At 65.7% G+C, this 26,511-nt stretch carries 22 protein-coding genes and 1 pseudogene; 8 read left to right on the top strand and 15 right to left on the bottom strand.

What is annotated here, in order from left to right:
- Nucleotides 1–259, bottom strand: a 259-nt coding sequence (locus tag FUT88_RS26580; RefSeq protein ID WP_261797058.1) for an FAD-dependent oxidoreductase, incomplete at its 3' end; no start/stop codon positions are given.
- A gap of 223 nt (nt 260–482) precedes the next feature.
- On the opposite strand from FUT88_RS26580, the gene FUT88_RS06840 reads away from it, so the two are divergent.
- A complete protein-coding gene (locus FUT88_RS06840) occupies nt 483–722 on the top strand; it encodes a hypothetical protein (protein WP_147214349.1) in 240 nt (79 codons plus the stop codon).
- Between the two features lie 75 nt (nt 723–797).
- Here the strand turns inward: FUT88_RS06840 and FUT88_RS26100 are convergent, their stop codons facing one another.
- The 6 genes from FUT88_RS26100 to FUT88_RS06815 all read right to left on the bottom strand — a co-directional run bounded on the left by FUT88_RS26100 (nt 798) and on the right by FUT88_RS06815 (nt 6,116).
- On the bottom strand, nt 798–947 hold the full coding sequence (locus FUT88_RS26100; RefSeq protein ID WP_186829252.1) for a hypothetical protein: 150 nt from the start codon (nt 945–947) through the stop codon (nt 798–800).
- Between the two features lie 40 nt (nt 948–987).
- On the bottom strand, nt 988–2,163 hold the full coding sequence (locus FUT88_RS06835; RefSeq protein WP_147214348.1) for a DUF4382 domain-containing protein: 1,176 nt from the start codon (nt 2,161–2,163) through the stop codon (nt 988–990).
- A 232-nt stretch (nt 2,164–2,395) separates the two neighbouring features.
- Complete coding sequence (locus tag FUT88_RS06830) at nt 2,396–2,857, bottom strand: chromate resistance protein ChrB domain-containing protein (protein ID WP_147214347.1); 462 nt, start codon at nt 2,855–2,857, stop codon at nt 2,396–2,398.
- A 30-nt stretch (nt 2,858–2,887) separates the two neighbouring features.
- Nucleotides 2,888–4,060, bottom strand: a complete 1,173-nt coding sequence (locus FUT88_RS06825) for a chromate transporter (RefSeq protein WP_147214346.1) — start codon at nt 4,058–4,060, stop codon at nt 2,888–2,890.
- A gap of 38 nt (nt 4,061–4,098) precedes the next feature.
- The gene (locus FUT88_RS06820) at nt 4,099–5,061 is read right to left on the bottom strand and encodes a chromate resistance protein ChrB domain-containing protein (RefSeq protein WP_147214351.1); all 963 of its coding nucleotides are present in this window, start codon (nt 5,059–5,061) and stop codon (nt 4,099–4,101) included.
- Nucleotides 5,062–5,144: 83 nt separating this feature from the next.
- Entirely contained in the window at nt 5,145–6,116 is a 972-nt protein-coding gene (locus FUT88_RS06815; protein WP_261797057.1) for a dienelactone hydrolase family protein, read from the bottom strand.
- Between the two features lie 528 nt (nt 6,117–6,644).
- Here FUT88_RS06815 and FUT88_RS06810 point away from each other — a divergent pair.
- On the top strand, nt 6,645–10,124 hold the full coding sequence (locus tag FUT88_RS06810; protein WP_147214345.1) for an autotransporter outer membrane beta-barrel domain-containing protein: 3,480 nt from the start codon (nt 6,645–6,647) through the stop codon (nt 10,122–10,124).
- 78 nt (nt 10,125–10,202) lie between these two features.
- Here FUT88_RS06810 and FUT88_RS06805 read toward each other — a convergent pair whose 3' ends face one another.
- Both FUT88_RS06805 and FUT88_RS06800 read right to left on the bottom strand, forming a co-directional pair.
- Entirely contained in the window at nt 10,203–11,576 is a 1,374-nt protein-coding gene (locus FUT88_RS06805; protein ID WP_147214344.1) for a nitrate/sulfonate/bicarbonate ABC transporter ATP-binding protein, read from the bottom strand.
- Nucleotides 11,577–11,651: 75 nt separating this feature from the next.
- On the bottom strand, nt 11,652–13,436 hold the full coding sequence (locus FUT88_RS06800; RefSeq protein ID WP_147214343.1) for an ABC transporter permease: 1,785 nt from the start codon (nt 13,434–13,436) through the stop codon (nt 11,652–11,654).
- A 287-nt stretch (nt 13,437–13,723) separates the two neighbouring features.
- Here FUT88_RS06800 and FUT88_RS06795 point away from each other — a divergent pair, with 287 nt between their 5' ends.
- Nucleotides 13,724–14,011, top strand: coding sequence for an acylphosphatase (locus FUT88_RS06795; protein ID WP_147214342.1), 288 nt, complete (start codon nt 13,724–13,726; stop codon nt 14,009–14,011).
- Between the two features lie 16 nt (nt 14,012–14,027).
- Here FUT88_RS06795 and ppk2 read toward each other — a convergent pair whose 3' ends face one another.
- Nucleotides 14,028–14,930 carry a polyphosphate kinase 2 gene (gene ppk2, locus FUT88_RS06790; protein WP_147214341.1) on the bottom strand — a complete coding sequence of 301 codons (903 nt, stop codon included), beginning with the start codon at nt 14,928–14,930 and terminating at the stop codon, nt 14,028–14,030.
- A gap of 231 nt (nt 14,931–15,161) precedes the next feature.
- Here ppk2 and FUT88_RS06785 point away from each other — a divergent pair, with 231 nt between their 5' ends.
- Both FUT88_RS06785 and FUT88_RS06780 read left to right on the top strand, forming a co-directional pair.
- Nucleotides 15,162–16,361 (top strand): AVRPPHE avirulence protein, encoded by a 1,200-nt coding sequence (locus FUT88_RS06785; RefSeq protein WP_147214340.1) that lies wholly within the window; start codon nt 15,162–15,164, stop codon nt 16,359–16,361.
- A 21-nt stretch (nt 16,362–16,382) separates the two neighbouring features.
- A complete protein-coding gene (locus FUT88_RS06780; RefSeq protein WP_147214339.1) occupies nt 16,383–17,621 on the top strand; it encodes an AVRPPHE avirulence protein in 1,239 nt (412 codons plus the stop codon).
- Nucleotides 17,622–17,655: 34 nt separating this feature from the next.
- Here the strand turns inward: FUT88_RS06780 and FUT88_RS06775 are convergent, their stop codons facing one another.
- Together FUT88_RS06775 and FUT88_RS06770 are read right to left on the bottom strand one after the other, a co-directional pair.
- Entirely contained in the window at nt 17,656–18,513 is an 858-nt protein-coding gene (locus tag FUT88_RS06775) for a 23S rRNA (adenine(2030)-N(6))-methyltransferase RlmJ (protein ID WP_147214338.1), read from the bottom strand.
- A 60-nt stretch (nt 18,514–18,573) separates the two neighbouring features.
- Entirely contained in the window at nt 18,574–20,007 is a 1,434-nt protein-coding gene (locus FUT88_RS06770; RefSeq protein ID WP_147214337.1) for a CoA transferase, read from the bottom strand.
- A gap of 107 nt (nt 20,008–20,114) precedes the next feature.
- On the opposite strand from FUT88_RS06770, the pseudogene FUT88_RS06765 reads away from it, so the two are divergent.
- A pseudogene (locus tag FUT88_RS06765) lies at nt 20,115–21,346 on the top strand (citrate synthase family protein).
- A gap of 15 nt (nt 21,347–21,361) precedes the next feature.
- Here the strand turns inward: FUT88_RS06765 and minE are convergent.
- Genes minE through minC form a run of 3 tightly spaced genes read right to left on the bottom strand, consistent with a single transcriptional unit; the run spans nt 21,362 to nt 23,262 of the window.
- Entirely contained in the window at nt 21,362–21,616 is a 255-nt protein-coding gene (gene minE, locus FUT88_RS06760) for a cell division topological specificity factor MinE (protein WP_147214336.1), read from the bottom strand.
- A 12-nt stretch (nt 21,617–21,628) separates the two neighbouring features.
- Nucleotides 21,629–22,447, bottom strand: a complete 819-nt coding sequence (gene minD / locus FUT88_RS06755) for a septum site-determining protein MinD (protein WP_009239512.1) — start codon at nt 22,445–22,447, stop codon at nt 21,629–21,631.
- A 44-nt stretch (nt 22,448–22,491) separates the two neighbouring features.
- Nucleotides 22,492–23,262 (bottom strand): septum site-determining protein MinC, encoded by a 771-nt coding sequence (gene minC, locus FUT88_RS06750; protein ID WP_147214335.1) that lies wholly within the window; start codon nt 23,260–23,262, stop codon nt 22,492–22,494.
- A gap of 356 nt (nt 23,263–23,618) precedes the next feature.
- Between minC and FUT88_RS06745 the strand changes: the two genes are divergently transcribed.
- Together FUT88_RS06745 and FUT88_RS06740 are read left to right on the top strand one after the other, a co-directional pair.
- The gene (locus FUT88_RS06745; RefSeq protein WP_147214334.1) at nt 23,619–25,685 is read left to right on the top strand and encodes a bifunctional 2',3'-cyclic-nucleotide 2'-phosphodiesterase/3'-nucleotidase; all 2,067 of its coding nucleotides are present in this window, start codon (nt 23,619–23,621) and stop codon (nt 25,683–25,685) included.
- A gap of 12 nt (nt 25,686–25,697) precedes the next feature.
- A complete protein-coding gene (locus FUT88_RS06740; RefSeq protein WP_147214333.1) occupies nt 25,698–26,501 on the top strand; it encodes a tetratricopeptide repeat protein in 804 nt (267 codons plus the stop codon).
- The last annotated feature ends 10 nt before the right edge of the window (nt 26,502–26,511 follow it).

Here is a 26,511-nt window from a genome sequence, read left to right as displayed (position 1 = left end):
CGTTCGATGTTGTAGTACCGGTCATCGACGCCGTCATCAGGTGGGCGGTCGTTCGGCCGGTTTCGCCGCCGCCCGGGGTATCGGCGTCAATCACGATGACTGCCGCGCCGCCCGCTGCGAGTTCGTATGCGACGGACAGCCCTGCGATGCCCGCTCCGATCACGCAGACATCGCATGAAGCATCAGCCGTCAATGGCGGTCGGGCCAGTTCGATCTCTTCCGCCCAGTAGGACGTTGTGGTGCCGCCGTGGCTTGCCATTGCGTCTCTCCATGGTGTTTTGCTGCACCGCAATTCAGCGAGAAACGTGCCGGCTGGATCGCCGATCTCAGTGGAGCACGCTGGCCGGTTCGGAAGGTGTGCCGAGGGTCACGGGGGCACTGCGGCGGCGCGGGATGCCGTTACGTTTGGTTGCACTGAAACGCACATTCTCATCCGTGCCTACCTACAATCGGTTGAACCAAAAACCAGAAGGAGGAAGCAGATGACCCGAGCACAATGGATGGTGGCGGCTGCGATGGCTGCGCTGTGCACCGTTTCGCTGTCAGCCCAGGCCAAGGGCAATGCCGGCGGCGGTTCTGCTGCGCATATGAGCAGCCAGGGCATGTCCAATACCAACGGCCCCGACAGCCTGGACCGCGACAAGGGCAAGGCGCGTGCGGCAGACCGTGCGCATCAACATGGCAAATCCACGCAGCACAAGCACGCGGGCAAGGGCAAGTAAGCACCGCAACGCAGCAAAGAAAAAGCCGGTCACGCAGACCGGCTTTTTTGTTGCGCGGGCGCTGAGGTCAACGGCTCAGCAATTGCCCTTCTTGGCCTGTCCCGGCGGGCAGAAGCCGTTACCTGGGCCGCCTTGCGGGCGCGCAACCGGGCCGTCGACCGGCACGTAGACGCAACCGCCCAGCAGCGACGCACCCAAAGACAGGATGAGGATGATGTTCTTCATTGTGTTGTGAGGGGGCGGCGTTGGCCCCCGTTCTCCCTGGTTAGAAACTGAAGTTGACCCCGGTCTGGCTGCCGGCCGAAACGTTGACCGGATTGCTCAGCGTGGCGCCCGATGCGCTGGTGGCCTGCACCGAATACTGGCCCGCCGATGCCGACACGGCCGACAGCGCAATCGGCAGCGTCGCACTGTACGTACCCACCAGCGGCGCGGCTGCGGGCAACGCCAGCGAGTAGGCGCCGGTATCCAGGTTGGCATTGGCCGAGGTGATCTCGTACGACACCGAGCTCACCGTCTGCAGCGCGCGCAAGGTGGCCTGCGCCGATGCCGTGGCCGTGCCCGATGCGGTATTGGTGGTGGAGGCCGGCAGCGCGATCGGCGCGCCCGTGGTGGACACCGTGGTCGTGGTGCTGGCCGTGACGGGCACGGTGCGGATGATGCCCGTGGCATGGCCGGTCGGCAGCGTGTTGTCGACGATCACCACGTCATAGGCGCCGTTGGTGCTGCTCTGCACCAGCGGCGACAGCACGAACTTGCCCGTGGCATCCGCCACCGTGCCGCGGATGACCTGGCCATTCTGCTCGGCATACACCGTGGCGCCGGCCTGTGCGGCGGGCACGTAGCCTGTGATCGAGCCGCTCACCACCGTTGGCGTTGCGGTGACGACCGGCTTGAGGCTGTAGCCGCCATTGCCCTGCTGCACGATCGATTTGCAGGCATTGAAATCCAGCACCAGATCGACCAGCGTGTTGGCCTGCACGGTGAAGGGCTGGATGATCTTGTAGCCGCTCTGCGCGGCGCTGGGGGTGGCCAGCGGCTGCTCGGTCGACGAGCCGGTCACCACCACGGAGTTGGCCGGCGTGTTGCCCTGGTTGGGAGACAACACCAGGCGCAACTGCTGATATTGCCCTGCAGGCAGCGGCGCCGTTCCGAGGTCGGTCAGCACGCCGTTGGTGAGCGAAAGCAGGTCGACCTTCTTGGGCGTGGCCAACGCGATGTCGGTCCAGCCGGCGTCGGAGTCGGCCGCCGACGCGCTGGCGTGCACGCGCACCTTGTTGACCGTGACATAGACGTGATCAAAGCCGCAGGACGGCGCGTCCGTCATCGAGACATGGAGCGTGCCCGTGCCGGCATCCGTACCGCCATCGCCGCCGCCGCATGCAGCGACGAGGAACGGCAGGGGCAATGCAATGAGGGCGTTCCGATAGATTGTTTTCATGGTTATCTCCTCGGGTGGGGGGTGCCCGAAGGATAGTCCCGGCCATGACACGCATTTTGGTCGAATTGAAACCAATCGTAACGCGGCCTGGGCCGGTTGGCACCGGCCAATGCGAATAACGTTTGCGCTGGTTTTCCCTGACTGCATGGGCGCAACCGTTTGGCGTTGGCGGCCGCGGCCTGCGCATCGGGGGGCCTCTTCGGACAGCGTGGGCGAGTGTGCCTCGCCGCTGTTATGCAGGCATCTTGGGCGGCCAGTTGTGCGTTTCTGCCTGGCAGTGTTTGCACCACGCATAGAGCGCGTCGTACATCACCAGCCCGTGTTCGAGCATGGCAAGGTCATCGGCAAAGACATGCGACAGGCCCAGCGAAATTGCGTAGAGCCCGCTGGACTGCGGCGTCATGTCCAGCCTTGAGGTATCCGCGCCGCGCACGATCCGCGCAAGGTGCTGCAAGGCCGGATCATCGCCAAGCCGGTATTTGCTGAGAAACGCATCAAAGCTGCACAGCTCCCCCACATGCGAGAGCTCCACGCCCGGAACGTCATACGGAATGGCGCCGGTGTCATGGGCGACGCGCAGCACGTCGCCCGGTGGCACGTAGAGGAAATCGGGCGTCTTGTCGATGAAGCGGGCGATCAGCCACGGGCAGGCGATGCGGTCGATCTTGGGGCGCTCGCGCGTGATCCATTGCATGGCACAACCTCCCGCATGAGTGAACGCGAATCAGTGATGGAGCAGCGGATACAGCGCCAGGCCAAGCAAGGCGGCGCCTGCCACGATCACCGGCTCGGGCAGCTTCTTGAACTTCACGAGCAGCAACACCGTCGCCAAGGCCAGCAGCGCCGTTGGCACATCGACGATGGAGCGCTTGGCCAGCACGATCACCGCGCCGGTAATGGCGCCAACCGCGGCCGCTGTAACGCCATCGACAAAGGCCAGGATGGCGGGCAGCTTTCCGTATTTCTTGAAGTACGGCGCCGGCACGATCGTGAACAGGTAGCACGGCAGGAACGTGCCCAGTGCAGCTACGCACGCGCCGGGCAGGCCCGCCACCAGATAGCCGATAAAGCCGACGGTGATGACCACTGGCCCGGGCGTGATCATCGCCACGGCCACGGCGTCGACGAACTGCTTTTCGTTGAGCCAGTGGTGCTCTGTGACCACGCCGCCGTAGAGGAACGGCACGATGGCCAGCCCCGAGCCGAAGACGAATGCGCCGGCCTTGGCGAAGAACGCACCAAGCTGCGAGAGCAGCGGCCAATCGAGCGTGCCGAGCATGCCGCTGGCCGCTGCAGCGGGGGCGACGGCCACGGCGTTCACGCGGCCCTGGCGCAACCACTTTGGCGGCGCGCGCCAGAACCACACCAGCACACCGGCGGCTAGAAAGAGCCACGCCACTTCGGATTCCGTCACGACCGTCACCGCCGCCAGCAGCAGGTAAATGGCCCACAGCAGTTTGTCTTTGCCGACGCTCTTGGTGGTGAGCTTGTGCGCGCTGATGGCGATGATGCCGATCACCGCCGCGCCTACGCCGTAGAACACGGATTGCATCCACGTCAGCCCGCCAAAGCGCACATAGGCCCAGCCCAGCGCCACCACCATCAGAAACGACGGCAGCACGAACGCCATGCCGACCAGCGTGGCGCCGACGATGCGGAAGTGCACGTAGCCGAGGTAGATGGCGAGTTGCGCGGCCAGCGGCCCCGGCGCGAGTTGGGCAAGCGCGAGGCCTTCCTTGTAGTCCGCGTCGGTGATCCACTGGCGCGCCTCCACGAGGTCGCGGCGCATGTAGCCGGCCAGCGCCACTGGGCCGCCAAAGCCGAGTGCGCCAAGCCGCAGGAAATACAGCACCAGTTGCCGCAGCGTGTAGGTGGGGCGTTCGGGGGCGATGTTCATGAGTGAGCTGCCGGGGTGGCTGCGAGGGGTGACAGCGGTCAGGGTTTCCGGCTGCCGGAAAAATGCACATACAACGAATCGAGCACGGTGCCGATCTCTGCGAGTAGGGCATCGTCATCGGCCAGCCGCTTGCGGGCGCCCGCCAGGATGGCCTCGAACCCGCCGGCTTCCGGCGTGGCCGCGCCGCCCACATCCAGCGCATGCACCATGGCGCCAAGACGCGCGAGGCCGACATCGTCGTCAAGCCCGAAGCTGGCGACGAGCACCTCGAACGAAACGCGTTCGCCCACATGCGTGAAGGTGGCACCGTCAAAGTCGAAGCCGAGCGCATCGGCGGGGCAGTCGGCCGGGCTGGCGAGCCACGTGAACCGGGCGTGCGGATCGATGAAGCGCCGGATGAGCCAGGCACTGGCAACGCGGTCCACCCACAGGTGCCGGCGTGTTGCCCACAGGCGGCCTTGGTATTGGGCGCGGTCGCGGCGCGGGATGCTGCCCGCAGCGGCACTCGGTTCGCCAGGCGATTGCGTGGCTTCCACCGCTGCAGCAAAGTCGCGCCATTGCGCATCGGCACGCACGGTCGCTTCATTGGAGAAGAAGTCGATCTTGCGGATGGCCTCGTAGGCGCGGGCATGGCGGCGCAGAAGCCGGCTGCGCTCGGCGGCGGGCAGATCGGGGAGCGTCTTGCGCGCTTCAGACAGCTCCGCCAGCCACTCGGCGTAGTCGGGCGTGCGGTCGAACAGGGCGCGGTAGGCCGCGTCTTCCGCCGCGTCGCTGGCCTGCACGCGCAGCACCCAGGCCTGGCCGTCTTCCTGCAACGTCTCGTCTGCCAGTTCGTTGAGCTGCGCCGCGTGTTCGGCACGCGCAGGTAGCAGGTAGACGCCATCACGCAAGGCCGCACAGCCGATGGCCTTGATGGCGCGCCAGATACGCATGCGCGCTGTCGCTCGGGCAGTCGGCAGGCTGACGATCAGCAGCAGCCAGGAATCGGGGGAGGCGGTCATGACGGCAGCATAGGCGCGCGTCATAACCGCTGCAATGTTGTAGAGGTTCCTACATCAGCGCGGCGCCAGGCCCATGCTCTTCGTCAGGAACGCCTTGACGTCGGCCTCGGCGCGCTCGGCCTGCTCCAGGTTGGCGCCCGTGGAAACGCCTCGCACGGTGCAGCGCTTGTAGTCGGCCTCCATGGCCTGGAGGCGGCGTACTTCTCACCGGTCTGCAGGCGGTAGTACGCGTTGTGCTGCACGTCGATCATGGTCTGCGGGCAATCGCGTGCCGTGGTCGCACCGGGGAAGTACTTGAAGTACGCATGCGTGTTGTCGAAGTCGTGATACGCGCCGGGGTAGACGTGCACGTCGACGGTTTGGCCGTCACGCTGCATGACATCGGCCGCATTGCGGCAGAGCTGCGCGGGCGTGTAGTCGTCTTTCTCGCCCAGCGCGAGCATCAGCGGGGCGCCGGACAGCGGTGGCGGCGGGATCTCCCACCAGAGCGCCGAGCATCCGGGGTAGAAGCCGATGAGCGCCGCAAACCGCGTGTCGTCATCAATGACGCCTTTGCGGAACGCGTCGAGCGTCATGTCCAGTGCCACACCGCCGCCGCGCGAGAAACCGATCTGCCCGATGCGCTTCGGGTCGATGCGCGGGTCGGTGCTCAGCAGCTTGAGTGCGAACAGCGCATCGGCGTCGTTGGCGGCGGGATTGAGCTGCGATTGGTTGTCCATCGTGTTGGCAATGCCGCGCGGGCCATACGAATCCACCACGAACGCGGCCATGCCCATCTGGTTGAAGAGCCGCACCCACCGGTCGACGTCTTTCTGCTGCGGCCCGGCGGAGCCATGCGAAATCACCATCGCCGGCACCCGGCCCTGCAGGTTCTCGGGCAGATACAGCGTGCCCCAGATGGGCGTGGGCGTCTTGTCGAACTTGCGATGCACCAGCTCCCATTTGCTCTTGGGCGTGGCGCTGTTGAAGTGGATGCGACCGGCCGGTTGTGCGGAAAGATCGCTGACGACTTGCTGCGCCGATGCGGGTACGGAGATCCACGCCAACACAAGCATGCACAGCCTCAACACGCCGAGTGGATTCCAGCGCAACACGTTTTTTTCGTTGCGCAAATCATTGCGACTTCTTAAGTCTTCTTTTAACAGCAGGGAAATGGGCATCGCTGAAACCTCGGTTGGTCGTGGTTCTTCACTTCTCTTTTATTGAATGGAAACAAAAAACGCCGATTTAACGATGTCGGGAAGGAACACATCCTCAAATCGCGTTGATTTTTACATTCTTTGTACATCGCGATCGATTGGCATTCCTAGAATCACGCCGTCCGCAACACTTCAAAAAACAATGTAACGGGTCAAGTCGCGCGGACAGGGCTGATACTCGCCGTCATGAGTTGGTCTGGCAAGTCCACCATCAAAGACGTGGCAAGGTCGGAGACAACCTTGGCGAGATGATCGGCCCACCGGGGAAGTAGGACTTCATCAAACCATCAAAGATAAGAAGGGGAAGTCTGCGCAAATCGCGCTACGTCTGTCCGGGGGGACAGACGTAGCGGCTTCTTTTCGCGTGCGCGCGGACGCAAACGTATGTCTACGCCATTGTTCCAACGCCGCCGCGGGCGGCTTCAGTTCGTCTCCATCGCGCTTGTTGCTTCGCCATTCGCCTTGTTTGGGGCGCTTGCGCATGCAGACTGCACAACCACCGGGCAGACCACCGTCTGCGATACGGCGGCACCCAATCCAACCACATCCACCATCGGCACCGGCAACGTGGCGGCGGAAGACAACCGCGTGGTGACGGTACAGACGGGCAGCACGGTGGCAGTGGGCGACACCAGCGCCATTGCCGTGCGCGACAACGCCAACATCACGGTGCAATCCGGCGCCACGGTCAGCGCGAACGCGGTGTCCAGCTCCGGCTTTTACGGTACGGGCGGCAACGCGATCGACTTCCGCAACAACAGCACGCTGACGGTGGAGCAGGGCGGCCAGGTGCTGGCCAACGGCACGCAGCTCAGCGGAGAAGCCGTCAACCCGGAAGGCACGGGCAACACCATCATCAACAACGGCCTGATCAAATCGGCACACGGCGCGGCGATCTGGTTCCAGAACACCACCGGCGGCAACACGGTCGTCAACAACGCCACGGGTGTTATCCAGACGGACGTGGCCAACGGCAACGTGATGGGCGCGTCGGGCAATGGGTCGGTGGATTTCACCAACCGCGGCAAGGTGATCGGCAACCTGATCTTTGCGGGCGGCAACGATGCGCTGCACCTGTACACCGGCTCGTCGGTGAGCGGCAGCATCAGTGGCGGCGGCGGCGCGAACGTCATCACGCTCAACGGCACCGATAGCGCGACGCTGGGCACGATCACAAACTTCCAGACCCTGCAGAAGCAGGACAGCGGCACGTGGACGCTGTCCAAAACGCTCGTCAGCATGGGCGTGACCAATGCGCAGGTGCAGCAGGGCACGCTGATCGTGCAAGGCGACAACAGTGCCTACACCGGCACGATGCAGGTGGACGCGGGCGGCACGCTGCAAGGCGATGCGCAGGGCGTGACGAAGGCCGTGACGAACAACGGCCTGGTGCGCTTTCAGCAGGATGTGGATGGCAGCTATGCGGGCCAGATCGTCGGCACAGGTGCGCTGGAGAAGACCGGCACAGGCACGCTCACGCTGGGCGCCGGCAATACGTACAGCGGCGGCACGACCATCACGCAGGGTACGCTGGCCATCGGCGCGGACAGTGCCATGGGCGACGCAGCGGGCGCGCTCACATTCAATGGCGGCACGCTGCAACTGACGGGCAACGTGGATGTGGCTGCCACGCGCGCGGTCAGCATCACCAGTGCCAACGGCACGATCGATACGCAAGGCTTTACGTCGACCCTGAGCCAGGGCATGACGGGCGCCGGCGCACTGACCAAGGCCGGCAGCGGCACGCTGGTGCTGGCGGGCGACAACACGTATCAGGGCGGCACCACCATCGCCGCCGGCACGTTGCAGCTGGGCAATGGCGGTACGTCGGGCAGCGTCGTGGGCGATGTCGTGAATAACGGCACGCTCGCCTTCAACCGCTCCGACACGTACACGTATGGCGGTCAGATTTCCGGCACGGGTGCGGTCAACCAGAGCGGCACCGGCACGACGGTCCTGACGAACGATCACACCTATTCGGGCGGCACGACCATCTCGGCCGGCACGCTGCAGCTCGGTAACGGCGGCACGTCAGGTTCGATCACGGGCAATGTCGTGGACAACGGCACGCTGGTGTTCAACCGCTCGGATGTGTTCACGTTCGGCGGCACCGTCGCTGGCACGGGCGGCATCACGCAGGCCGGCACCGGCACGACCGTGCTGACCGCCAACAACGCGATCCAGGGCAATACGCTGGTCGCCAGCGGGGCGCTGGCCATCGGCGATGCGGCGCATGCCGGCGCATCGCTCGGCGTGTCGGGCTCCAACGCGCCGCAGAGCCTGCGCACGATGGCGGCCGGCGGCAGCACGGTACAGATTGCCGCCAACGCCACGCTGGGCGGCTACGGCACCGTGAACGGCGCTGTCACCAACAACGGCACGGTGGCCGTGGCCGATGCGCTGGCCGCGTTTGCCAATTCGGGCAGCGGCAGCCTGACGATCAACGGCTCCCTCAACAACGCCGGTACGGTGCAGGTTGGTGGTGCAGGCGTCGGCAACAAGCTGGTGGTCAACGGCAACTACGTCGGCAATGGCGGTGTGCTGGCCATCAACACCAAGCTGGGCGCTGACAATTCACCGACCGACAAGCTTGTCATCTCGGGCGGCACGGCCAGCGGCAATACGGCTGTGCGCGTGACCAACGCCGGCGGCGCGGGTGCGAAGACGACGGGCGACGGCATCGAAGTCGTCAGCGCGATCAACGGCGCGACCACGCAGGCCAACGCCTTTGCACTGGCCAACCGTGTCGTAGCCGGCCCGTATGAGTACACGCTGCAACGCGGTGGCTCGGCCAGCGCCGACAGCTGGTATCTGCGCACCCTGCAGACCGCAACCCAAGGCACCGGCAGCGGCACGGACGGCACGGGCACCACGCAGCCTGCGCTGCGTCCGGAGGTGTCGCTCTACACGGCCATTCCGCAACTGACGCTGCTCTACGGCCGCGCGCTGCTCGATACGCTGCACGAACGTGTGGGGGAGGAGAGTAACCAGGCCGCCGCACCGGCAGGCACGTCGCCCGTGCTGCGCACCGGCTGGGCACGCGTGATCGCCCAGAAGGGCAGCCGCATGTCCGATGGCAACGGTGTCTACGGCAACCAGGGCCCCGCGTTCAGCTATGACTTTGGCGGCGTGCAGTTCGGCGCCGATGTCTACCAGCGCCAGCGCGAAGACGGCAGCCACGACCACGCCGGCGGCTACTTCGCCACCGGCCGCATCGCGGCAGATGTCACGCACGCAGATGGCGCAGATGCCGGCCGCGACTCCGTCAACGCCAACACCGTCGGCCTGTACTGGACGCACTTCGGCCCGTCGGGCTGGTATCTGGATGGCGTGGTGCAGGGCACGCGCTACGACGCCGATGCCTCGCCGCATGGCGTGAACGGTCTGAAGACGCACGCGCTCGGTTACGCCGCATCGCTGGAGGCGGGCTACCCGATCGCGCTGTCGCCGCAATGGCGTGTCGAGCCGCAGGCGCAGCTTGTGTACCAGCGTGCCGCGTTTGCCGATGCCAACGATGGCGCCGCCGATGTGCGCTTCAACTCGGTCAATTCGATGCTCGGCCGTCTGGGCGTGCGCGTGAGCAAGCGCTGGGGCGAGTCGCCGGAGCGTCAGCACACCGCGTGGGTGCGCGCCAACGTGTGGCACGAGTTCCGCGGCCAGACGGGCACGCAGATGTCGTCGCCGGACGGCGGCTTCGTGCCGTTCACCGCGCAACTGCCGAGCACTACGCTGGAACTGACGGGTGGCCTCACGGCCCAGGTGGCGAAGAACGGCGTGTTCTATGCCAGCGTCGGCTATCAGGTCAGCGCCGACCGTCGCCTGCATGGTGTGAATGGCAAGGCAGGGGTGCGTTGGGGGTGGTGATGGAGCACCGCTGTTCCTGCATGTGAAAGAAAAAGAGCCGCTTCATGCGGCTCTTTTTTCATGGTCGATCTCGCGCACTTACGCCGCGTGATCCCCACCTTCCTGCGCCTCACGCTCTTCGCGTTCCTCGCGCTCTTCACGGGGCAGGGTCAGCATGCCGGTGTTGTAGACGTACTCATACACCTCGCCGTAGCGGCCCCATTCGATGCCGATCTTGAGCACGCGCTCGGCTTCTTCGGGCTTGAGGTATGCCTCCAACTCGCGCAGCACGTGCTCTTCGCGGATCTCGCCGTCTTCGTTGGCTTCCAGCTCGGCGCGGATGTGCGCGGCCAGGGCCACGCGCTCCAGCAGCTTCTGGCCGAACAGCACCTTGCGCTCGGGCGGTTCGGTTTCCATGTAGGTCTTGCCGAACGGCGTGACGATGATGTCGCCGCGCTCGATGGTGGCCAGTTGCAGCAGGGACAGCGCTTCGCACGCGGGCAGCAGGTCGTCGTCGGTGACGCCGGCTTCTTCTGCCAGGTGCGGGAGGTCGGCGCGGCCGTTGAACGGCGCTTCGACCAGCAGGTCGAGAATGGCCTCCATCTGGCCGATCTCGGCGTCTGGCAGGCGGTAGGCAAGCTGCTCGGCGGCGGGCTCCACGCCCAGATGCACGCCCACGCGCTGCGGCGAGGTCATCAACCCATAGACCTCGTCGATGAGGTTGCGCACGGCGGCGGAGTCACGGTTGCGCGGGCGCGGGAACGGCACGCGCACCTCGGCGCGGATGCGCCCCGGATCGCTCGACAGGATGACGATGCGGTCCGCCATCATCACCGCCTCTTCGATGTTGTGCGAAACGATGAGGATGCTCTTGATGTTGGTGCGGCGGTCTTCCCACAGGTCGAGCATTTCGTCGCGCAGGTTCTCGCCGGTCAGCACGTCGAGCGCGGAAAACGCTTCGTCCATCAGCAGCAGGTCGGGCTCGGTGACGAGCGCGCGCGCAATGCCCACGCGCTGGCGCATGCCGCCCGACAGTTCGCGCGGCAGGGCGCTGTTGAAGCCCGACAGGCCGATCAGGTCGATGGCCTGTTCGGCGCGCTCTTCGCGCTCGGCCTTGGGCACGCCTTGCGCTTCCAGGCCCAGCTCCACGTTCTGCTGCACCGTCAGCCACGGAAACAGCGCAAACGACTGGAACACCATCGCAATGCCCTGCACGGGGCCGGTGTATTCGCGCCCGCGAAACAGCACCTGCCCGCGATCGGCGCGCACGAGGCCCGCCATGATGCGCAGCAACGTCGATTTGCCCGAGCCCGATTTGCCCAGCATGGCGACGATCTCGCCCTGGCGCAGGTTGAGGTCCACGCCTTCGAGCACGGCACGGTCGGTGTGGTCTGCGGTGCGGAAGATCTTCGAGACGCCGCGCAGCTCCATGACGCTTTCAGCGTGCTGGCTATGGGTGCTGGTGGTAACCATGTGTGTTCTCAGCTAAATAAGGTCGTCTTGGAACGTGCTCAAGATCGGGGGCGCGGCAGGATCATGAGTCTGTTTTTAGAGGCGAGTGCGCTCTTGCGCGATGTCATACAGGCGGTTCCACAGCAGCCGGTTGAAGCCGACCACGAACAGGCTCATCACGGCAATGCCCAGCGCAATACGCGGGAAGTCGCCCTTCGATGTCATCTCGGCGATGTAGCTGCCCAGGCCCGTGGCCACCAGCGTGCGGTCGCCCCAGGACACATATTCGGAGACGATGCTGGCGTTCCACGAGCCGCCGGCCGCCGTCACCAGGCCGGTCAGCAGATTGGGGAACACGGCGGGGATGAGGAAGCGCTTCCACAGCAGCCAGCCGCGCAGGCCGAAGTTGCGGGCCGCCAGTTTGAGTTCGGTCGGGATGGCCGACGCGCCGGCAATCACGTTGAACAGGATGTACCACTGCGTGCCGAAAATCATCAGCGGGCTCAACCAGATTTCCGGGTTGAGCGCGAAGCGCGCGATGAGCATCACCGCCAGCGGGAACATCAGGTTGGCCGGGAACGCCGCCAGGAACTGCGCCACCGGCTGGGCGATGCGTGCCACGTTCGGGTTCAGGCCGATGCGGATGCCGATCGGCACCCACACCAGCGCGGCCAGCGCAATCAGCAGGATCACGCGCACCATGGTCAGGAAGCCGAGCCAGAAGACGTGGCCGACCTCGGCCCAGCCCACCTCGGAGCGCACGAATTGCAGCACGTGCGCCACCGCCATCAGCGCGGCCAGGATGATGACGACATCGGCGATGCGGTGCGACCACGGGAAGCGCGGCAGGAATCCGTTGCCGCCGGCAGCCGTGGGCCGCGTGCGTTCGGCGCCCCAGGACAGCGTGCGCTCGGCCAGCGCGGCGGTGCGCTCCAGCAGCGCCTTGACCCACTCGGAGCGGCGCAGCAGATCCAGCAGCCACGATTGCGGCTCGCGCTCCGACGACATCGAGTCGAAGCGGAAGCGGTCTGCCCAGGCAATCAGCGGGCGGAACAGCAGTTGGTCGTACAGGATGATGCCGATCAGCATGGCCAGGATGGCCCAGCCGATGGCCGGCAGGTTCTGCTGTTGGATCGCCAGAGAAATGTACGAGCCGATGCCCGGCAGCTTGATGTCGTGGCCCGAGACCGAGATGGCCTCCGACGCCACCACGAAGAACCAGCCGCCCGACATCGACATCATCATGTTCCACAGCAGGCCGGGCATGGCGAACGGCACTTCCAGGCGCCAGAAGCGCTGCCACTTCGACAGGCGGAACACCGTGGCGGCTTCTTCCAGGTCGGTCGGGATGGTGCGAAACGATTGGTACAACGAGAACGCCATGTTCCACGCCTGCGACGTGAAGATGGCGAAGATGGCCGCGCATTCCACGCCGACGAGGTTGCCCGGGAACAGCGCGATGAAGCCCGTAACCGTGATCGACAGGAAACCCAGCACCGGAATCGATTGCAGGATGTCCAGCGCCGGCACCATCACCTTCTCGGCCGTGCGGTTCTTGGACGCAATGGCGGCAAACGCAAACGAGAACGCCAGCGACGCGCCCAGCGCCAGCAGCATGCGGATGCTGGTCCGCAACAGGTAATAGGGCAGTTCAATGACGTCGAGGCTGACGTCCAGATGTTCGCCCGGCGTGTAGGGCACGTTCATCTGCTTGGCGGCATAGGCCACGAGCACGATGGCGGCCAGGATGATCGGCAGGAGGGCGAGGTCAAACCGGTTGGGCGGCGCCGTCAGCAGATTGCCGAAGTTGACGCCAAGGTTGGTACCGAAGGTGGTACCCAAGCGGCCCCGGATGGTGGTTTCGTTGTCGTTCTGCTGCATCTTGGATAACCGGGACGGAAACCGCGGACGAAATTCGGGCGCCCAAGGCCTGAGCCGAGGCGCAATACATGGCATGGCGTACTACGGGGCTGGGCGCAGTGCTTTGCGCAAGCGTTGCTTGGCACCCGGCGGCAAGCCGCCTAGTTTACCTTGCGTAACGTCAGAGCCCGCCGCGCGGTTGTCAGTCTGACGACGTCACATTCCAGAAATGTGACAGAGATGCGACAGCGCCGGTTTGTCATGTTTTATCCAACACATCTGCTGCCGTATTGCCCCGGAGACCCGCCATGTCCGCCATTGCGCAAGTGATCGTTACCGTACAGGGCCGCGTGCAGGGTGTCGGCTACCGCGCCGCTTGTGCCGACCGCGCGCGGCTGCTGGGGTTGCGCGGCTGGGTACGCAACCGCCGCGACGGCGCCGTCGAAGCCTTTTTGGCCGGCCCCGAGGCCAATGTGCTCAGCATGCGGGAATGGATGTGGGAGGGCCCGGACAGCGCCCAGGTGACGCAGCTGGATGTGGCAACGGGTGAGCATGAGATGCCGGTGCCTGGTTTCGAGATCCGCCCGACGGTGTAGTTTTCGCCCCGCCGGATCAATACACGTTCGGCACGATCATGTCTTCCGGCACCGGGTGGCGGATGTATTCCGCGTGGTGCACGCGCTCGGGCAGCAGCACCGGCGGATGCGGCACCGGGTGGTAAGGCACCTGCCCCAGCAGATGGTGGATGCAGTTCAGGCGCGCGCGCTTCTTGTCGTCGGCCAGCACGACCCACCACGGCGATTCGGGAATGTGCGAGCGCTCGAGCATCACTTCCTTGGCACGCGTATAGGCTTCCCAGCGGCGGCGGCTCTCCAGGTCCATCGGGCTCAGCTTCCACTGCTTGAGCGGATCGTCGATGCGGCTCTGGAACCGCACCTCCTGCTCTTCATCCGTAACCGAGAACCAGTACTTGACGATCTGGATGCCCGAGCGCACGAGCATCTTTTCGAACTCGGGCACGGAGCGGAAGAATTCTTCGTATTCCTCGTCGGTGCAAAAGCCCATCACGCGTTCGACGCCCGCGCGGTTGTACCAGCTGCGATCGAACAGGACGATTTCACCGGCGGCGGGCAGATGCGCGACGTAGCGCTGGAAATACCACTGCGTGCGTTCGCGGTTGGTGGGCGCCGGCAGCGCGGCCACGCGGCACACGCGCGGGTTCAGCCGCTGCGTGATGCGCTTGATGGCGCCGCCCTTGCCGGCGGCATCGCGCCCTTCGAAGATCACCACCAGCCGGTGGCCGGTCTCGATCACCCAGTCCTGCAGCTTGACGAGTTCGCCTTGCAGGCGGAACAGCTCGCGGAAGTACATGCGCCGCGTTTCGCGCGCTTCTTCGCTGATGCCTTCGCCGCCGCCGAGCAGGTGGTCGTCGATTTCCATCTCCAGCTCCTCGTCCAGCGTGTCGAGGAGGTCTTCCTGCAGGCGCGCCTGCCGCGCTGCGTCGCGTTCGCTCATGGTGTGTTGCTCCTGCCGATCTTGCCGAGAGTGCCGAGAGGGGCGCTGCGCACGGACAGCGCAGTGCAAGTCTAAGCCCGACTAGGTAGCACGGGCATGTGGCAGGAGAGTGACATGGCGGCTTCGGCCATGGCGTCATGGCTTCGCACGGCAGCACAAGCGCGCACGGCAGCGCTCCTAAGCTACCTGCGCCGCCGCGTATCTTGCGGGCCACAGAAGCCGGAGCTGCCCATGCCGTCCCCATTGCGATCGATCCTAAGCTGCCTCCGTCCGACGTCGCCGGCCGAAGAGCGCGCTTCCACTTCAACCGGCCACCCGGCCGAGTCGGCCACCCACGCGCCGCGCCGTGCGCCGGTGACGTTGCAGGGCCTGGCCAGCTTTGACGCCCAACGCATGCGTGAGCGGCAGGTCGAGATCCGGGCCCTGGCGCCCGACACGCGCAGGGCGCTGTCCGACGGCGAGTGCCAACTCGGCGGCTACGTACAAGGCCGCCAGATCGACGGCCGCCCGGTGGAGGGCAGGGCGCTCGACCGGCTCAAGCTCGCTAACGAAACCGTCATGGAGACCCGCCAGGCCCTGGCGCATGGCCGCGGCAATGTCGTCGACGATATCCAAGACAGCAACGGCCAGAGCACGATCCGGGCGGTGGCTGGCCGTATCGTGAGGACACAGCTTCCATCCAACTACGGTCCTGAGGTCAGCATCGCGGCGAGCGCCATGGCAGCGCAGGCGGGCAATTGCGGCGAGCATGCCAACGTCGCGGCGTTTCTGCATGCCGCCAAGCTGGGCAGCGGCGAATACGCATATGCCGTGGGCAGCACGACAATCGACCACCGCTGGGCGCAGTGGCACGCCGCCAGGGCGCGCGACCCAGAGCACGACATCGTCATGGACCCGTGGGGCAAAGGCCCCGCCATTTTTGCGGTGGATGGTGAATTCGCGGGGGGCCAACACGACATCGGGATCGCGCGCGAGTACGACCAGAGCACGGGTGCCAAGGCCCATGCGGACATGAGCGAACTCCAGCGCGATCACCATCAGCAGATGCAGACCAATCTGCACGTGGTGATGGAGCATCTGGGGCCCGATTTCCGGATTGGGGACGGTGCGATCTTTGCCGTCACGCCAGTCATCTCCAGCGAGTTCGCAGCACGCGTCAGCCAGAAGATGTCTGCGGCACCGGACGCTGCCAAGCTGGCACCGAAAGACCGACGCCTCGTGCGGCAGGCGAAAGAACGGATACGCGCTGGCGAACCGCGGATGGCACCGTTGCGTCAGGAAATTCACGCCACGCAAACCGCGCGGGCCTTGGGCGCCAGCGGCGTACGGGAAGTCACGCAAGCAGCTGCACGCATCGCCCAGGTGGCGGCGGATCTGGAGAACTATCCGCTGGCATCGCACCCTGCGCAGACCGCGCCCGAGAATTCCTGATCCAAACGATCCCGAGGCCGAATGCATTCCGCACGCGCACCCGCCCTGAGTGGCATCCGTCCGGCGGAGCCTGCCGCAGACCCGGCGTCCTCCAGTCCGATCGAACACGCCGCCGCCCCGACGGCACGCACACCCCGCCGTGCGTCCGGCGCATTGCAGGATCTGGCACAGCGGCCGGGCGCTTCTGGGCGGCAGGTCAGCATCACGGCGTCGCCGCAACATGAGGTGCTCACTGCGCGGACTGCGCTGTCGGACAGCGAATGCCAACTGGGTGGCTACCTGCTGGCCCGGCAGATCGACGGTCGTCCCGTCGAGGGCCGCGAGCTTGAACGGTTGAAGCAAGCCAATGCGACGGTCATGGAGACGCGCCAGGCGCTGGCGCATGGTCGCGGCAACGTGTCTGACGACATCCGCGACAGCAACGGCCAGAGCACGATCCGGACTGTGGCCGGCCGGCGCCTCGGGAGGAAGTACCTGCCCGGAACCTGCATCCCGAAGAAAAGTCCCCTGTTCAAGTACTCTGCCGAAGTCCGGGCCGCAGCAGGCGCCATGGCGGCACAGGCCGGCAATTGTGGCGACCACGCCAACGTGGCAGCGTTTCTTCACGCTGCCAAACTGGAAGACGGTGAGCGCGTCCAGGCCGTCAGCAGCAAAATCGTGGATCACGTCTGGGCAGAGTTACATGGCGAAACCTCAAGCCGCGCGCATGACATCGTGATGGACGCATGGGGCAAAGGCCCGGCCATCTTCGCCGAAGACGGCGCCTTTACTGCGAACGAACGCGACACCGCAATCGAGCACCATTACGACAAAACCACGGGCGCCGATGCCCACGCAGAAATGCACATGCTTCAGGCCAAGCACCAGCAGCGCATACAAAAAGACCTGGACCGCCAGATGAAACGGCTCGGGCCCGATTTCCGGTATCCGAACAACGCGATCTGGGAGCCGACAGCGGTCGTCTCCGCCGAATTCGCGCAGCGCGTGCCGAGAAAGATGTTCCAGCCCGTCAACCCAGCCAAGCTGGCGCCGCCGCCCGAAAGCGAAGCGCAGCAGTCAGCCGAGCCGGTGTATATGGACGAACTTTGGATGGCGCCACTGCGCCAGCAGATCCACGCGACCGAGACGGCGCGCGTGCTGGGTGCCAGCGGGGTACGAGAGGCAACGCAGGCGGCTGAGCGCATTGCGCATGTCGCGGCGGACTTGCGCCGCTATCCGCTGGAATCGCATCCGGCGCAAACCGCGCCCGACGATGTCTGACGGTATGGCCCGCGCGAGGCGATAGCCTCAAGCCTCAGCTCGATTCGCCTTCCAGCATGAACTTGGCGCCGTCGTCCTGGCCGAGCAGGCGCACCAGCGTGGGCATGGCTTCCTGCAGTTGCGCCTTCAGCGTCCACGGCGGGTTGACGATGAACATGCCGCTGCCGTGCAGGCCGAGGCCACCCTCGACCGGGTGCTTGACCGTGAGCGTGACGTGCAGCCAGTCCGCCGGTCGCAACTGCTTCAGACGCGAGGGAAACTGCGCGGCTTCGCGCCGCTGCACGAGCGGATACCAGACCGCATACATGCCGGTGGCGAAGCGCTGCAGGCTGTCTTGCAGGGCCTGCACGGTGCGGGCGTAGTCCTGCTTGTCTTCGAAGGACGGATCGATCAGCACCAGCGCGCGGCGTGGCGGCGGCGGCAGGATCGCCTTGATGCCGGCAAAGCCGTCGCCGTCGTACAGCATGACCTTGCGCCCTGCACCGCGGAAGTTGTTGGACAGCACCTTGATTTCGGAGCTGTGCAGTTCGAACAGGCGCAGGCGATCGGCATCGCGCAGCATCTGCCACGCCAGCCACGGCGAGCCGGGGTAGTGCCGCAGTTCACCGTTCGGGTTCAGCTCGCGCACCTGGTCGAGGTATGCATCGAGCAGGGGCGGTAGCGTTTCGCCCGCTTCGGCGGCGCGCCACAGCGGGCCAATGCCGGTATCGAATTCGGCCTTCTTCTGCGCCCATTCGTGATCCAGCGCGTAGAGGCCGGCACCGGCGTGCGTGTCGATGTACCAGAACGGCTTGTCCTTCTGCGTGAGGTAATCGAGCATCTGCACAAGCACGGCGTGCTTGAGGACATCGGCGTGATTGCCGGCGTGGAAGGCGTGACGGTAACTGAGCATCGGCGGGCCATGTGCGCCCGGAGTATCAGGCGCGGGCAGAGAAAACGGTAGGCGCGAATCCTACCACCGCGCGGGATGCGTCCCCAGCGGCACGCTGGGCAGCGCCCAGTGCGGCGGCGTGTCAGAGAGCTGCCCCGCGTGGCGCAGCGCGGTGAGCGCGCCAAAGCCAGACGGCGACGTTTCCAGATACGCACCGATCTCTTCATAGCGCGGGTCGGCCGCATCGAACCCGTTGGCCATGCGGCCGAAGCTGCGCAGCCAATGCGCCGTCTGCGCGAGCGACACACGCACGTGCCAGCTGCCGCCCTCCGTCATGCGGCGTGCGAGCGCCGTCATCGCGCCAGCCGCCATCAGGTAGCCAGCGCCGTGGTCGAGCGCCTGAGCGGGCAGCGGACGCGGCTTGGCCTCACCGGCGGCTTGCGCTTCGGCCCAGTTGAAACCGCTGGCGGTCTGCACGAGCGAATCGAAGCCTCGGCGATTGGCCCACGGGCCGTCATAGCCGTATGCGCACAGGCTGACGTAGACGATGCCTGGGCGCAGCGCGGCAATCTGCTCCGGACCAAACTGCAGCGCCGCCAGGCCACCCGGTCGATAGCCCTGCACGAAGATATCGGCGTCGCGCAGCAGCGTGCGGAGTTGCTGGGCACCGGCTGCATCGCGCAAGTCGAGCTGCGCCGAACGCTTGCCGCGCCCGGTGTCGATCACCAGCGGCGGGATGGCGGGCAGATGCGGCCCCGTGACGAGCAGCACGTCGGCCCCATGCGCGGCGAGCGTCCGCCCGCAGACGGGCCCGGCAATCACGCGCGTGAGATCGAGCACGCGCACGCCCGAGAGCGGTCGGCCATCGGCATGCGCCGGCAGCGGCTGCGGTGGCGCATCGCCAATACGTTCGATCGTCATCAGCGGATGGCTTGCGACGGCGATGCCTTGCGGGTGCGCGTCCCACTCTTCAAACGTGCGCGCGGCGGTGACGACCATGCCGGCCTGCGCGGCTGCCTCTTCAAACGCCTCGACGTTCCATTGGTTCAGCGCGGCGGCCACGGCGGCCCGGTCATACGCGCAGCCGAGCAGCTTCAGCACACCGTCACGGTGATGCGCAAAGTTGGTGTGCAGGCGCACCCAGCGGCCATCGCCGCAACGGTAGAGCCCGGCGATCTTGTCCCACGGTTCCGGCGGCAACTGCCCGTCGACACGGAAGTAGCGCTCGGAGCGGAATTCCAGCGCCGCGTGGTGCATGTCGACCGATACGGTTTGCTGCCGCCCGCTACGCAACGTGTCGACCTGCGCGGCTGCCAGCGCGGCAGCAGCAATGGTGCTCTGCGCCAGCGTGCCCACCGCAAACGACGACGGCAGCGCCCGCTCAGCGCCCGTCAGCGTGGCGCGCGACAGCACATCGGCCGGCTGGCCGAGCACGTTCCATAACTGGCTCAGTGCGCGGGCGGGGCTGACAGTCTGCATGGAAGGATCAACCACATCAGCAACGGGTGACGGCATGGCGGGGCTCCGCAAGCAAGGTGCGCCCATTACAGTCCTGGGCGGCCGATAGCGTCAACATTGACTAGACTGATCAACCTCGATTGCTGTCCACCGCATCCGGCCCGATGACCGCCTACCTCAATGCCGCCGAAGCCGCCGAGCGCCTGCGCATCTCGCGCCCCACGCTGTATGCCTATGTGAGCCGCGGGCTGCTGGCGGCGTACCCGTCGCCCGACGGACGCGGCAGCCGCTACCGCGAAGCCGATGTGGCACGGCTCGCCGATCAGCGTTCCGGCGGACGGCGCCCGCGCCAGGTGGTGCGCCATGCGCTGGACTGGGGACTGCCCGTGATGGAATCGGCCATCACGCTGATCGATCATGGGCAGTTGTTCTACCGTGGCATGCCGGCGCTGGAGCTGGCCGAACACGCCACGCTGGAAACCGTGGCGGCGCGGCTGTGGCAGTGCGAAGAAGCGGGCGCCTTCAACGCACCCGCGCCGGTGTTGCCGAAAAGTTGGTACGCGGCGCTCACGTCGCTGGCGGAGGCGGACATCCGCCAACGTTGCATGGCGCTGTGCGCGCTTGCCCTGCCGGCGCTGGACGAAGCCGTGTGGCGACAGGATGCTGCACGCACGGCGCGCGATGCCGGTGCGCTGCTGCGCGTCGTGTTTGCCGCCATGCTGGGCCGCAAGCCCGATGCCGCACCTGTGCATCTGCAATGTCAGCAGGCATGGAACGTTGATGCGCACGCCGCCGAGGCCATCCGCGTCGCATTGGTGCTATGCGCCGATCACGAACTCAATGCCTCGAGCTTTGCAGCGCGCGTGGTGGCGTCGACCGGCGCCAGCCTGGGCGCGGTGGTCAGTGCGGGGCTGGCTGCGCTTACGGGTGGCCGGCATGGCGGCACCACCGCGCGCGTCGAGGCCTTGCTGAGCGAGCTGGAAAGCGAGCGCTCCGTGGCAACGGCATTGCGCCGCCGGCTGGATCGCGGCGATGCGCTGCCGGGCTTTGGCCATCCGCTGTATCGCCAGGCCGACCCACGCGCGCAAGCCATCCTGGCGCACTTGCCGAAGACGGGCGCGGTGCGCAAGCGGCTGCAGACGGTGATGGACGCCGTGGCCGGATTGACCGGCGATGGGCCATCGGTGGATTTCGCGCTGGTGGCCATCCGCCGCGTGCTGAGGCTGCGGAAGATTCAGGCTTTGGCCTGTTTGCCGCGGGGCGAACGGCGGGTTGGATTGCGCACGCGCTGGAGCAGCGCGCGGCGGGGCAGTTGATCCGCCCGAGAGCCGCCTATGTGGGGCCGATGCCGGCCGCGCCGGAGGCACCGGCGGGCCGCATCATTCGCGTCAGGTAACGACGCAGGCCGAGGTCAGGCCTGCGGAATCTCGATCTTCACCTCAAGCACTTCCAGGTTGTCCTGGCGCTCGAGGTTGACCTTGATGTCGTCGTTGCCGATCTTCACGTATTTGGAAATCACCGCCACCAGCTCGCGTTGCAGCGCGGGCAGGTAGTCGGCCGGAGCACCGCCGCCGGTGCGTTCATGGGCGAGGATGATCTGCAGGCGTTCCTTGGCAACGCTTGCAGTCTTCTTCTTCTCGCCCAGCAGGAAAGACAGAATCGACATTGAGGCGTCTCCTTACTTGCCGCCGCCGAACAGGCGCTGCAGAAAACCGGGCTTGTTGTATTCGACGTAACGGAGTTCCTTTTCCTTGCCCAGGAAGCGGTCGATCACGTCGTGGTACGCGTTGGCGACGTCCGAGCCTTCCAGGTGGATGGCGGGCAGGCCTTGGTTGGATGCCTGCAGCACCGCCTCGGATTCCGGAATCACGCCGATCAGCTTGATGCGCAGGATTTCCTGGATGTCGGTCAGCGACAGCATCTCGCCTTCGGACACGCGCTTCGGGTTGTAGCGCGTGAGCAGCAGGTGCTCCTTGATCGGCTCCTTGCCTTCCACCGCGCGGCGCGACTTGGACGACAGGATGCCCAGGATGCGATCGGAGTCACGCACGGAAGAGACTTCCGGGTTCGTCACCACGATGGCCTCGTCGGCAAAGTACATCGCCATCAGCGCGCCCGACTCGATACCGGCCGGCGAATCGCAGACGATGTATTCGAAGCCCATTTCCTTCAGGCCTTCGATCACCTTCTCGACGCCTTCACGCGTGAGTGCATCCTTGTCGCGCGTTTGCGAGGCGGGGAGGATGAAGAGGTTTTCGCACTTCTTGTCCTTGATGAGGGCCTGGTTCAGGTTGGCCTCACCGTGGATCACGTTGATCAGGTCATACACCACGCGACGCTCGCAGCCCATAATGAGGTCGAGGTTGCGCAGGCCGACGTCGAAGTCGATGACGGCGGTCTTGTGGCCGCGCAGCGCAAGGCCGGCAGAGAACGCCGCACTGGTGGTCGTCTTGCCGACGCCGCCCTTGCCGGAGGTGACTACGATGATCTTGGTCATGGCTCGTATATCTGTGAGTTAAATCGCTCGGCGCACGGGGTGCGTCACTTCATCCGCAACGGTTCGAAAACCAGCGTGTTGTCCGCGAGCCGGACCTGCGCAGGCTTGCTGGCGTAGGCGTCGGGCCACGGGGTTTCGCCGGTGCGGTAGATGCCGGCGATGGAAATCAGTTGAGGCTCCAGGCACGTGCAGAAGATGCGCGCGTCCAGGTTGCCCTTCACGCCTGCGAGCGCGCGGCCGCGCAGCGAGGCATACACGTAGATGTTGCCCTCGGCGATCACCTCGGCGCCGTCGCTCACGAGGTCCAGCACGACGAGGTCGCCGCGCGCATAGATGCGCTGGCCGGATCGCAAGGGGCGATCGACGATCATCGTGCCGGGCTGCATGGCCACGGCGTCGACGGGCGGAACGGCTGGGGTAGGGGCAGGTGCTTCTGCGGCTTGGGCGTGTTCGGGCGCATCCTGTGCGTCCTTTCCGTCCTTCTCACCGCGCGGGCGACGGCCGTGGCTGTCGAGCAGCGGCAGGCCAAAAGCCTGGGCCCACTCGGCCTGCTCGGGGCTGGCCACCACGCCGATCGCGCGGGCACGCAGCGCGGTCAGGGTCTCCACCAAACGGTCGATGGGCAGGCGCTCGTCTTCGGCCAGGCGACGCACATCGATGGCGATCACGTCGTTGGAAAAAAACTCAGGCGTGTCGGCAAAGCGTCGCGTGAGTTCGGCGGCCAGGGCGTCCATGTCGGCGGTGCGCGGCGACAGCAGCAGGGCATCGACGGTGCCGCTGCGGATCTCGAACAGCGGCGCTTTCTTCTGGGACATAGAACGGCTACGCGGAAAAATGGGCTCATTCTAACGTTGTTGACGAAACGCCTTGGATTTTTTGGCCACGCCGATCCGCCATCTGGCTGAGACCCGCAACCGGCACCGCTCTCCACGCTGCCGAGGCCACGCATAAATGTCATGCGACGGTCACGGCATCGTCATGCACGCTTTCGATACTTCTCCGCTTCTGTGCTCCCCGGCCCAGTCAGTTGTTCTCTCGCGTTGCGCAAACGGTTCCCCCGATCCTGCGTGCGGGCCGCGCGTCATTCGCTTCATCAGCAATTCGCAGTTCGCAATTCGCATTCAGCAGTTCGTAGTTCGCAGACCAAAAAATAGACATCAGGGAGAAGTTCATGCGAGTCCGACCGTTGTGTTCGGCGGCGCTGCCGCTTGCTGTTTTCATGTCGATGACGCTGGCTGCGTGCGGCGGCAGCGACGACACCCCGTCGAACGGCAGCACCACGCCTGCTGCCAGCGCCGCCCCGGCCGGCACCAAAGCCACGCTGGCCGTGCTGGAGACGACCGACCTGCACACGAACGTGCTGTCGTACGACTATTTCAAGCTCGCGGCCGACAACTCGCTCGGCTTCGAGCGCGTAGCGACGCTCATCAACCAGGCGCGTGCGCAATTCCCGAACACGTTGCTGCTGGATAACGGCGACACCATCCAGGGCACCGCGCTGTCGGACTACCAGGCCATGGTCAGCCCCGTCACGTGCGACCAGACGCTGGCGATCTACAAGGTGATGAACGCCGCCAAGTACGACGGCGGCGGCATCGGCAATCACGAGTTCAACTACGGCCTGCCGTATCTGTCGCAGGTCACGGGCAATACGTTCAACGTGGATGGCCTGCCCGATCCGGCATCGCAGAAGAAATGCGCGGGCCCGGCCTTCCCGCAGGTGCTGGCCAACGTGATGAGCGCGAAGACCAACGCGCCGCTGTTCCAGCCGTACACGATCATCACCAAGACGGTGACGGCCACGGCGCCGGACGGCAGCACGATCAGCGCGCCGGTCAAGGTCGGCATCATCAGCTTTACGCCGCCCACCATTACGAGCTGGGACAAGCGCTGGCTCGACGGCAAGGTCTACACCGTCGGCATCAAGGAAACGGCGGCCAAGTACATCCCGGAAATGCGCGCGAAGGGCGCCGACCTGGTGGTGGCGATTTCGCACGGCGGGCTGGATAACTCGACGTATTCGCCGACGATGGAAAACGGCAGCTGGTGGCTGTCGACCGTGCCGGGCATCGATGCCATGTTGATCGGCCATTCGCACCAGCTCTTCCCGGATGCGAAGAGCACGGTCAGCCAGTTCAACCTGCCGGGTGTGGACAAGGTGGCCGGCACCGTGAACGGCGTGCCGACCGTGATGGCGAACTACTGGGGCAAGCACCTCGGTGTGATCAAGCTTGGCTTGACGTTCAACGGCACGAACTGGGCTGTGGACAAGACGCAAACCACGGTGGAAGCGCGCTCGATCCAGAACGCAGACAAGACGTACGTGGCCGCTGATCCGACGGTCTCGGCCGCCATCGCCACCGAACACCAGGCGACGATCAACTACGTGAAGACGCCGGTGGGCAGCACCGACTTCAACATGAGTACGTACTTTGCCGACGTGGGCGACCCGGGCGCGATCGAGATCGTCAACCAGGCGCAGGCCGATTACGTGTCGGCGTACATCCAGGCGAACCTGCCGCAGTACGCGTCGCTGCCGGTGCTGTCGGTGAGCGCGCCGTTCAAGAGCGGCTTTGGTGGCGGTACGGATTTCACCGACGTGGCGGCCGGCCCGCTGGCGATCAACAACGCGGCTGACCTGTACCTGTATCCGAACACGGTCTACGCGGTGAAGGTGGCAGGCTCCGACATCAAGAACTGGCTGGAAACGGCGGCCAAGCGCTTCAACACCATCGACCCGACGCAAGCGACGGTGCAGAAGCTGGTGAGCACGTTCCCCGGCTACAACTTCGACATGTTCACCACGCCGGACCTGACGTATGAGATTGACGTCACGCAACCGGTGGGCAGCCGCATCAAGAACCTGATGTACAAGGGCGTGGCGCTCGACCCGGCCGCGCAGTTCATCGTGGCGACCAACAACTACCGTGCAAGCGGCGGCGGCAACTTCCCGGGCCTCGACGGCAGCAAGACGATCTATGCGTCGCCGGATGCCAACCGTGACGTGCTGATCAGCTACATCAAGAAGATCGGCAGCGTGAAGCGTGCCACCAACGGCTCGCAGCGCAGCTGGCGCTTCACGAAGCTGGCCAGCTCGGTGGCACAGGTGCAGTTCACGTCTGCGCCCAACAAGTTGGCCAGCGCCACGGCCGCCGGCATCACCAACGTCACGCAGGTGGCCGCGGATGACGGCTCGGGCAAGGGCTTGGCGGTGTACCAGATCGACCTGACGCAGTAAGAGGACCACGCCATGCCTTCTCTTCGTTCTGCATGGGCCGGCGCGCCGACGATGGAATCTCCGCGGCAGTCGGTGCCGATGCTGACCGTGGCTGCCGCGCTGGCGATTGTCGTGATGGCCGGCGGTTGGCTGTCGCACGCACGCCAGGCACCCGCCGTGGATGCCACGCAGCTGGAATCGTGGCGCGCGATGGTCGTGCAAGCGATGGAGCCCGAGGCGCTGCAGAACCTGCGTCAGCTCGCGCGCGGCGGCTCAGTGCCGGCGCAATCCGCGTTGGGCGAAGCCTTGCTCGGCGCGCACGACAGCGCTTTGCGAAACGAAGGGATGCGCTGGCTGGAAACCGCCGCACCGAGCGATGCGCGCGCGCAGTTGTCGCTGGGCAAGGCGCTGCTGCTCGGCACCGGCGGGGCGGAGCGCGACTACCCGCGTGCGTTGCGCCTGCTGCGTCAATCCGCTGACAAGGGCGACGCCGCCGCCGCGTACTACTTGGGCGTGATGTATCGCAGCGGCTACGGCACCGCCATCGACACGACGCAGGCCGCGCACTGGTTTGATCGTGCCGCGCGTCACGAGATTCCGGCCGCGATGTTCATGCTGGCCAATGCATACCGTGAAGGCGATGGCGTGCCGCGCGATGAAGCCCGCGCGCTGGCGCTCTACCAGGACGCCGCTGAACACGAATTGCCAGAAGCCGTGCAGGCCTTGGCGATGGCGTATCAGAACGGCGAACTCGGCCTCAAGCGCGACGATGCGGCGTATCACCAGCAGTGGATCGAAACGGCGCATGCGCTGAAGCATCCCGCGCTTGCGCCGTAAGCATCACCTT

This window comes from Ralstonia sp. TCR112 (assembly GCF_007997035.1).
In the GTDB taxonomy this organism is placed as follows: Bacteria; Pseudomonadota; Gammaproteobacteria; order Burkholderiales; family Burkholderiaceae; genus Ralstonia; species Ralstonia edaphi.
The sequence above is the reverse complement of the archived record's forward strand: the minus strand, read 5'-3'. Positions and strand labels throughout refer to the sequence as shown.

Coding starts and splice junctions, on each gene's coding strand:
- FUT88_RS06780 (WP_147214339.1), top strand. CDS start 16,383: ATGCATTCCGCACGCGCACCCGCCCTGAGTGGCATCCGTCCGGCGGAG.
- minC (WP_147214335.1), bottom strand. CDS start 23,262: ATGTCCCAGAAGAAAGCGCCGCTGTTCGAGATCCGCAGCGGCACCGTC.
- FUT88_RS06800 (WP_147214343.1), bottom strand. CDS start 13,436: ATGCAGCAGAACGACAACGAAACCACCATCCGGGGCCGCTTGGGTACC.
- FUT88_RS06835 (WP_147214348.1), bottom strand. CDS start 2,163: ATGAAAACAATCTATCGGAACGCCCTCATTGCATTGCCCCTGCCGTTC.
- FUT88_RS06795 (WP_147214342.1), top strand. CDS start 13,724: ATGTCCGCCATTGCGCAAGTGATCGTTACCGTACAGGGCCGCGTGCAG.
- FUT88_RS06840 (WP_147214349.1), top strand. CDS start 483: ATGACCCGAGCACAATGGATGGTGGCGGCTGCGATGGCTGCGCTGTGC.
- FUT88_RS06825 (WP_147214346.1), bottom strand. CDS start 4,060: ATGAACATCGCCCCCGAACGCCCCACCTACACGCTGCGGCAACTGGTG.
- minD (WP_009239512.1), bottom strand. CDS start 22,447: ATGACCAAGATCATCGTAGTCACCTCCGGCAAGGGCGGCGTCGGCAAG.
- FUT88_RS06745 (WP_147214334.1), top strand. CDS start 23,619: ATGCGAGTCCGACCGTTGTGTTCGGCGGCGCTGCCGCTTGCTGTTTTC.
- FUT88_RS06810 (WP_147214345.1), top strand. CDS start 6,645: ATGTCTACGCCATTGTTCCAACGCCGCCGCGGGCGGCTTCAGTTCGTC.
- FUT88_RS06740 (WP_147214333.1), top strand. CDS start 25,698: ATGCCTTCTCTTCGTTCTGCATGGGCCGGCGCGCCGACGATGGAATCT.
- FUT88_RS26100 (WP_186829252.1), bottom strand. CDS start 947: ATGAAGAACATCATCCTCATCCTGTCTTTGGGTGCGTCGCTGCTGGGC.
- FUT88_RS06805 (WP_147214344.1), bottom strand. CDS start 11,576: ATGGTTACCACCAGCACCCATAGCCAGCACGCTGAAAGCGTCATGGAG.
- minE (WP_147214336.1), bottom strand. CDS start 21,616: ATGTCGATTCTGTCTTTCCTGCTGGGCGAGAAGAAGAAGACTGCAAGC.
- ppk2 (WP_147214341.1), bottom strand. CDS start 14,930: ATGAGCGAACGCGACGCAGCGCGGCAGGCGCGCCTGCAGGAAGACCTC.
- FUT88_RS06815 (WP_261797057.1), bottom strand. CDS start 6,116: ATGCTTGTGTTGGCGTGGATCTCCGTACCCGCATCGGCGCAGCAAGTC.
- FUT88_RS06820 (WP_147214351.1), bottom strand. CDS start 5,061: ATGACCGCCTCCCCCGATTCCTGGCTGCTGCTGATCGTCAGCCTGCCG.
- FUT88_RS06830 (WP_147214347.1), bottom strand. CDS start 2,857: ATGCAATGGATCACGCGCGAGCGCCCCAAGATCGACCGCATCGCCTGC.
- FUT88_RS06770 (WP_147214337.1), bottom strand. CDS start 20,007: ATGCCGTCACCCGTTGCTGATGTGGTTGATCCTTCCATGCAGACTGTC.
- FUT88_RS06775 (WP_147214338.1), bottom strand. CDS start 18,513: ATGCTCAGTTACCGTCACGCCTTCCACGCCGGCAATCACGCCGATGTC.
- FUT88_RS06785 (WP_147214340.1), top strand. CDS start 15,162: ATGCCGTCCCCATTGCGATCGATCCTAAGCTGCCTCCGTCCGACGTCG.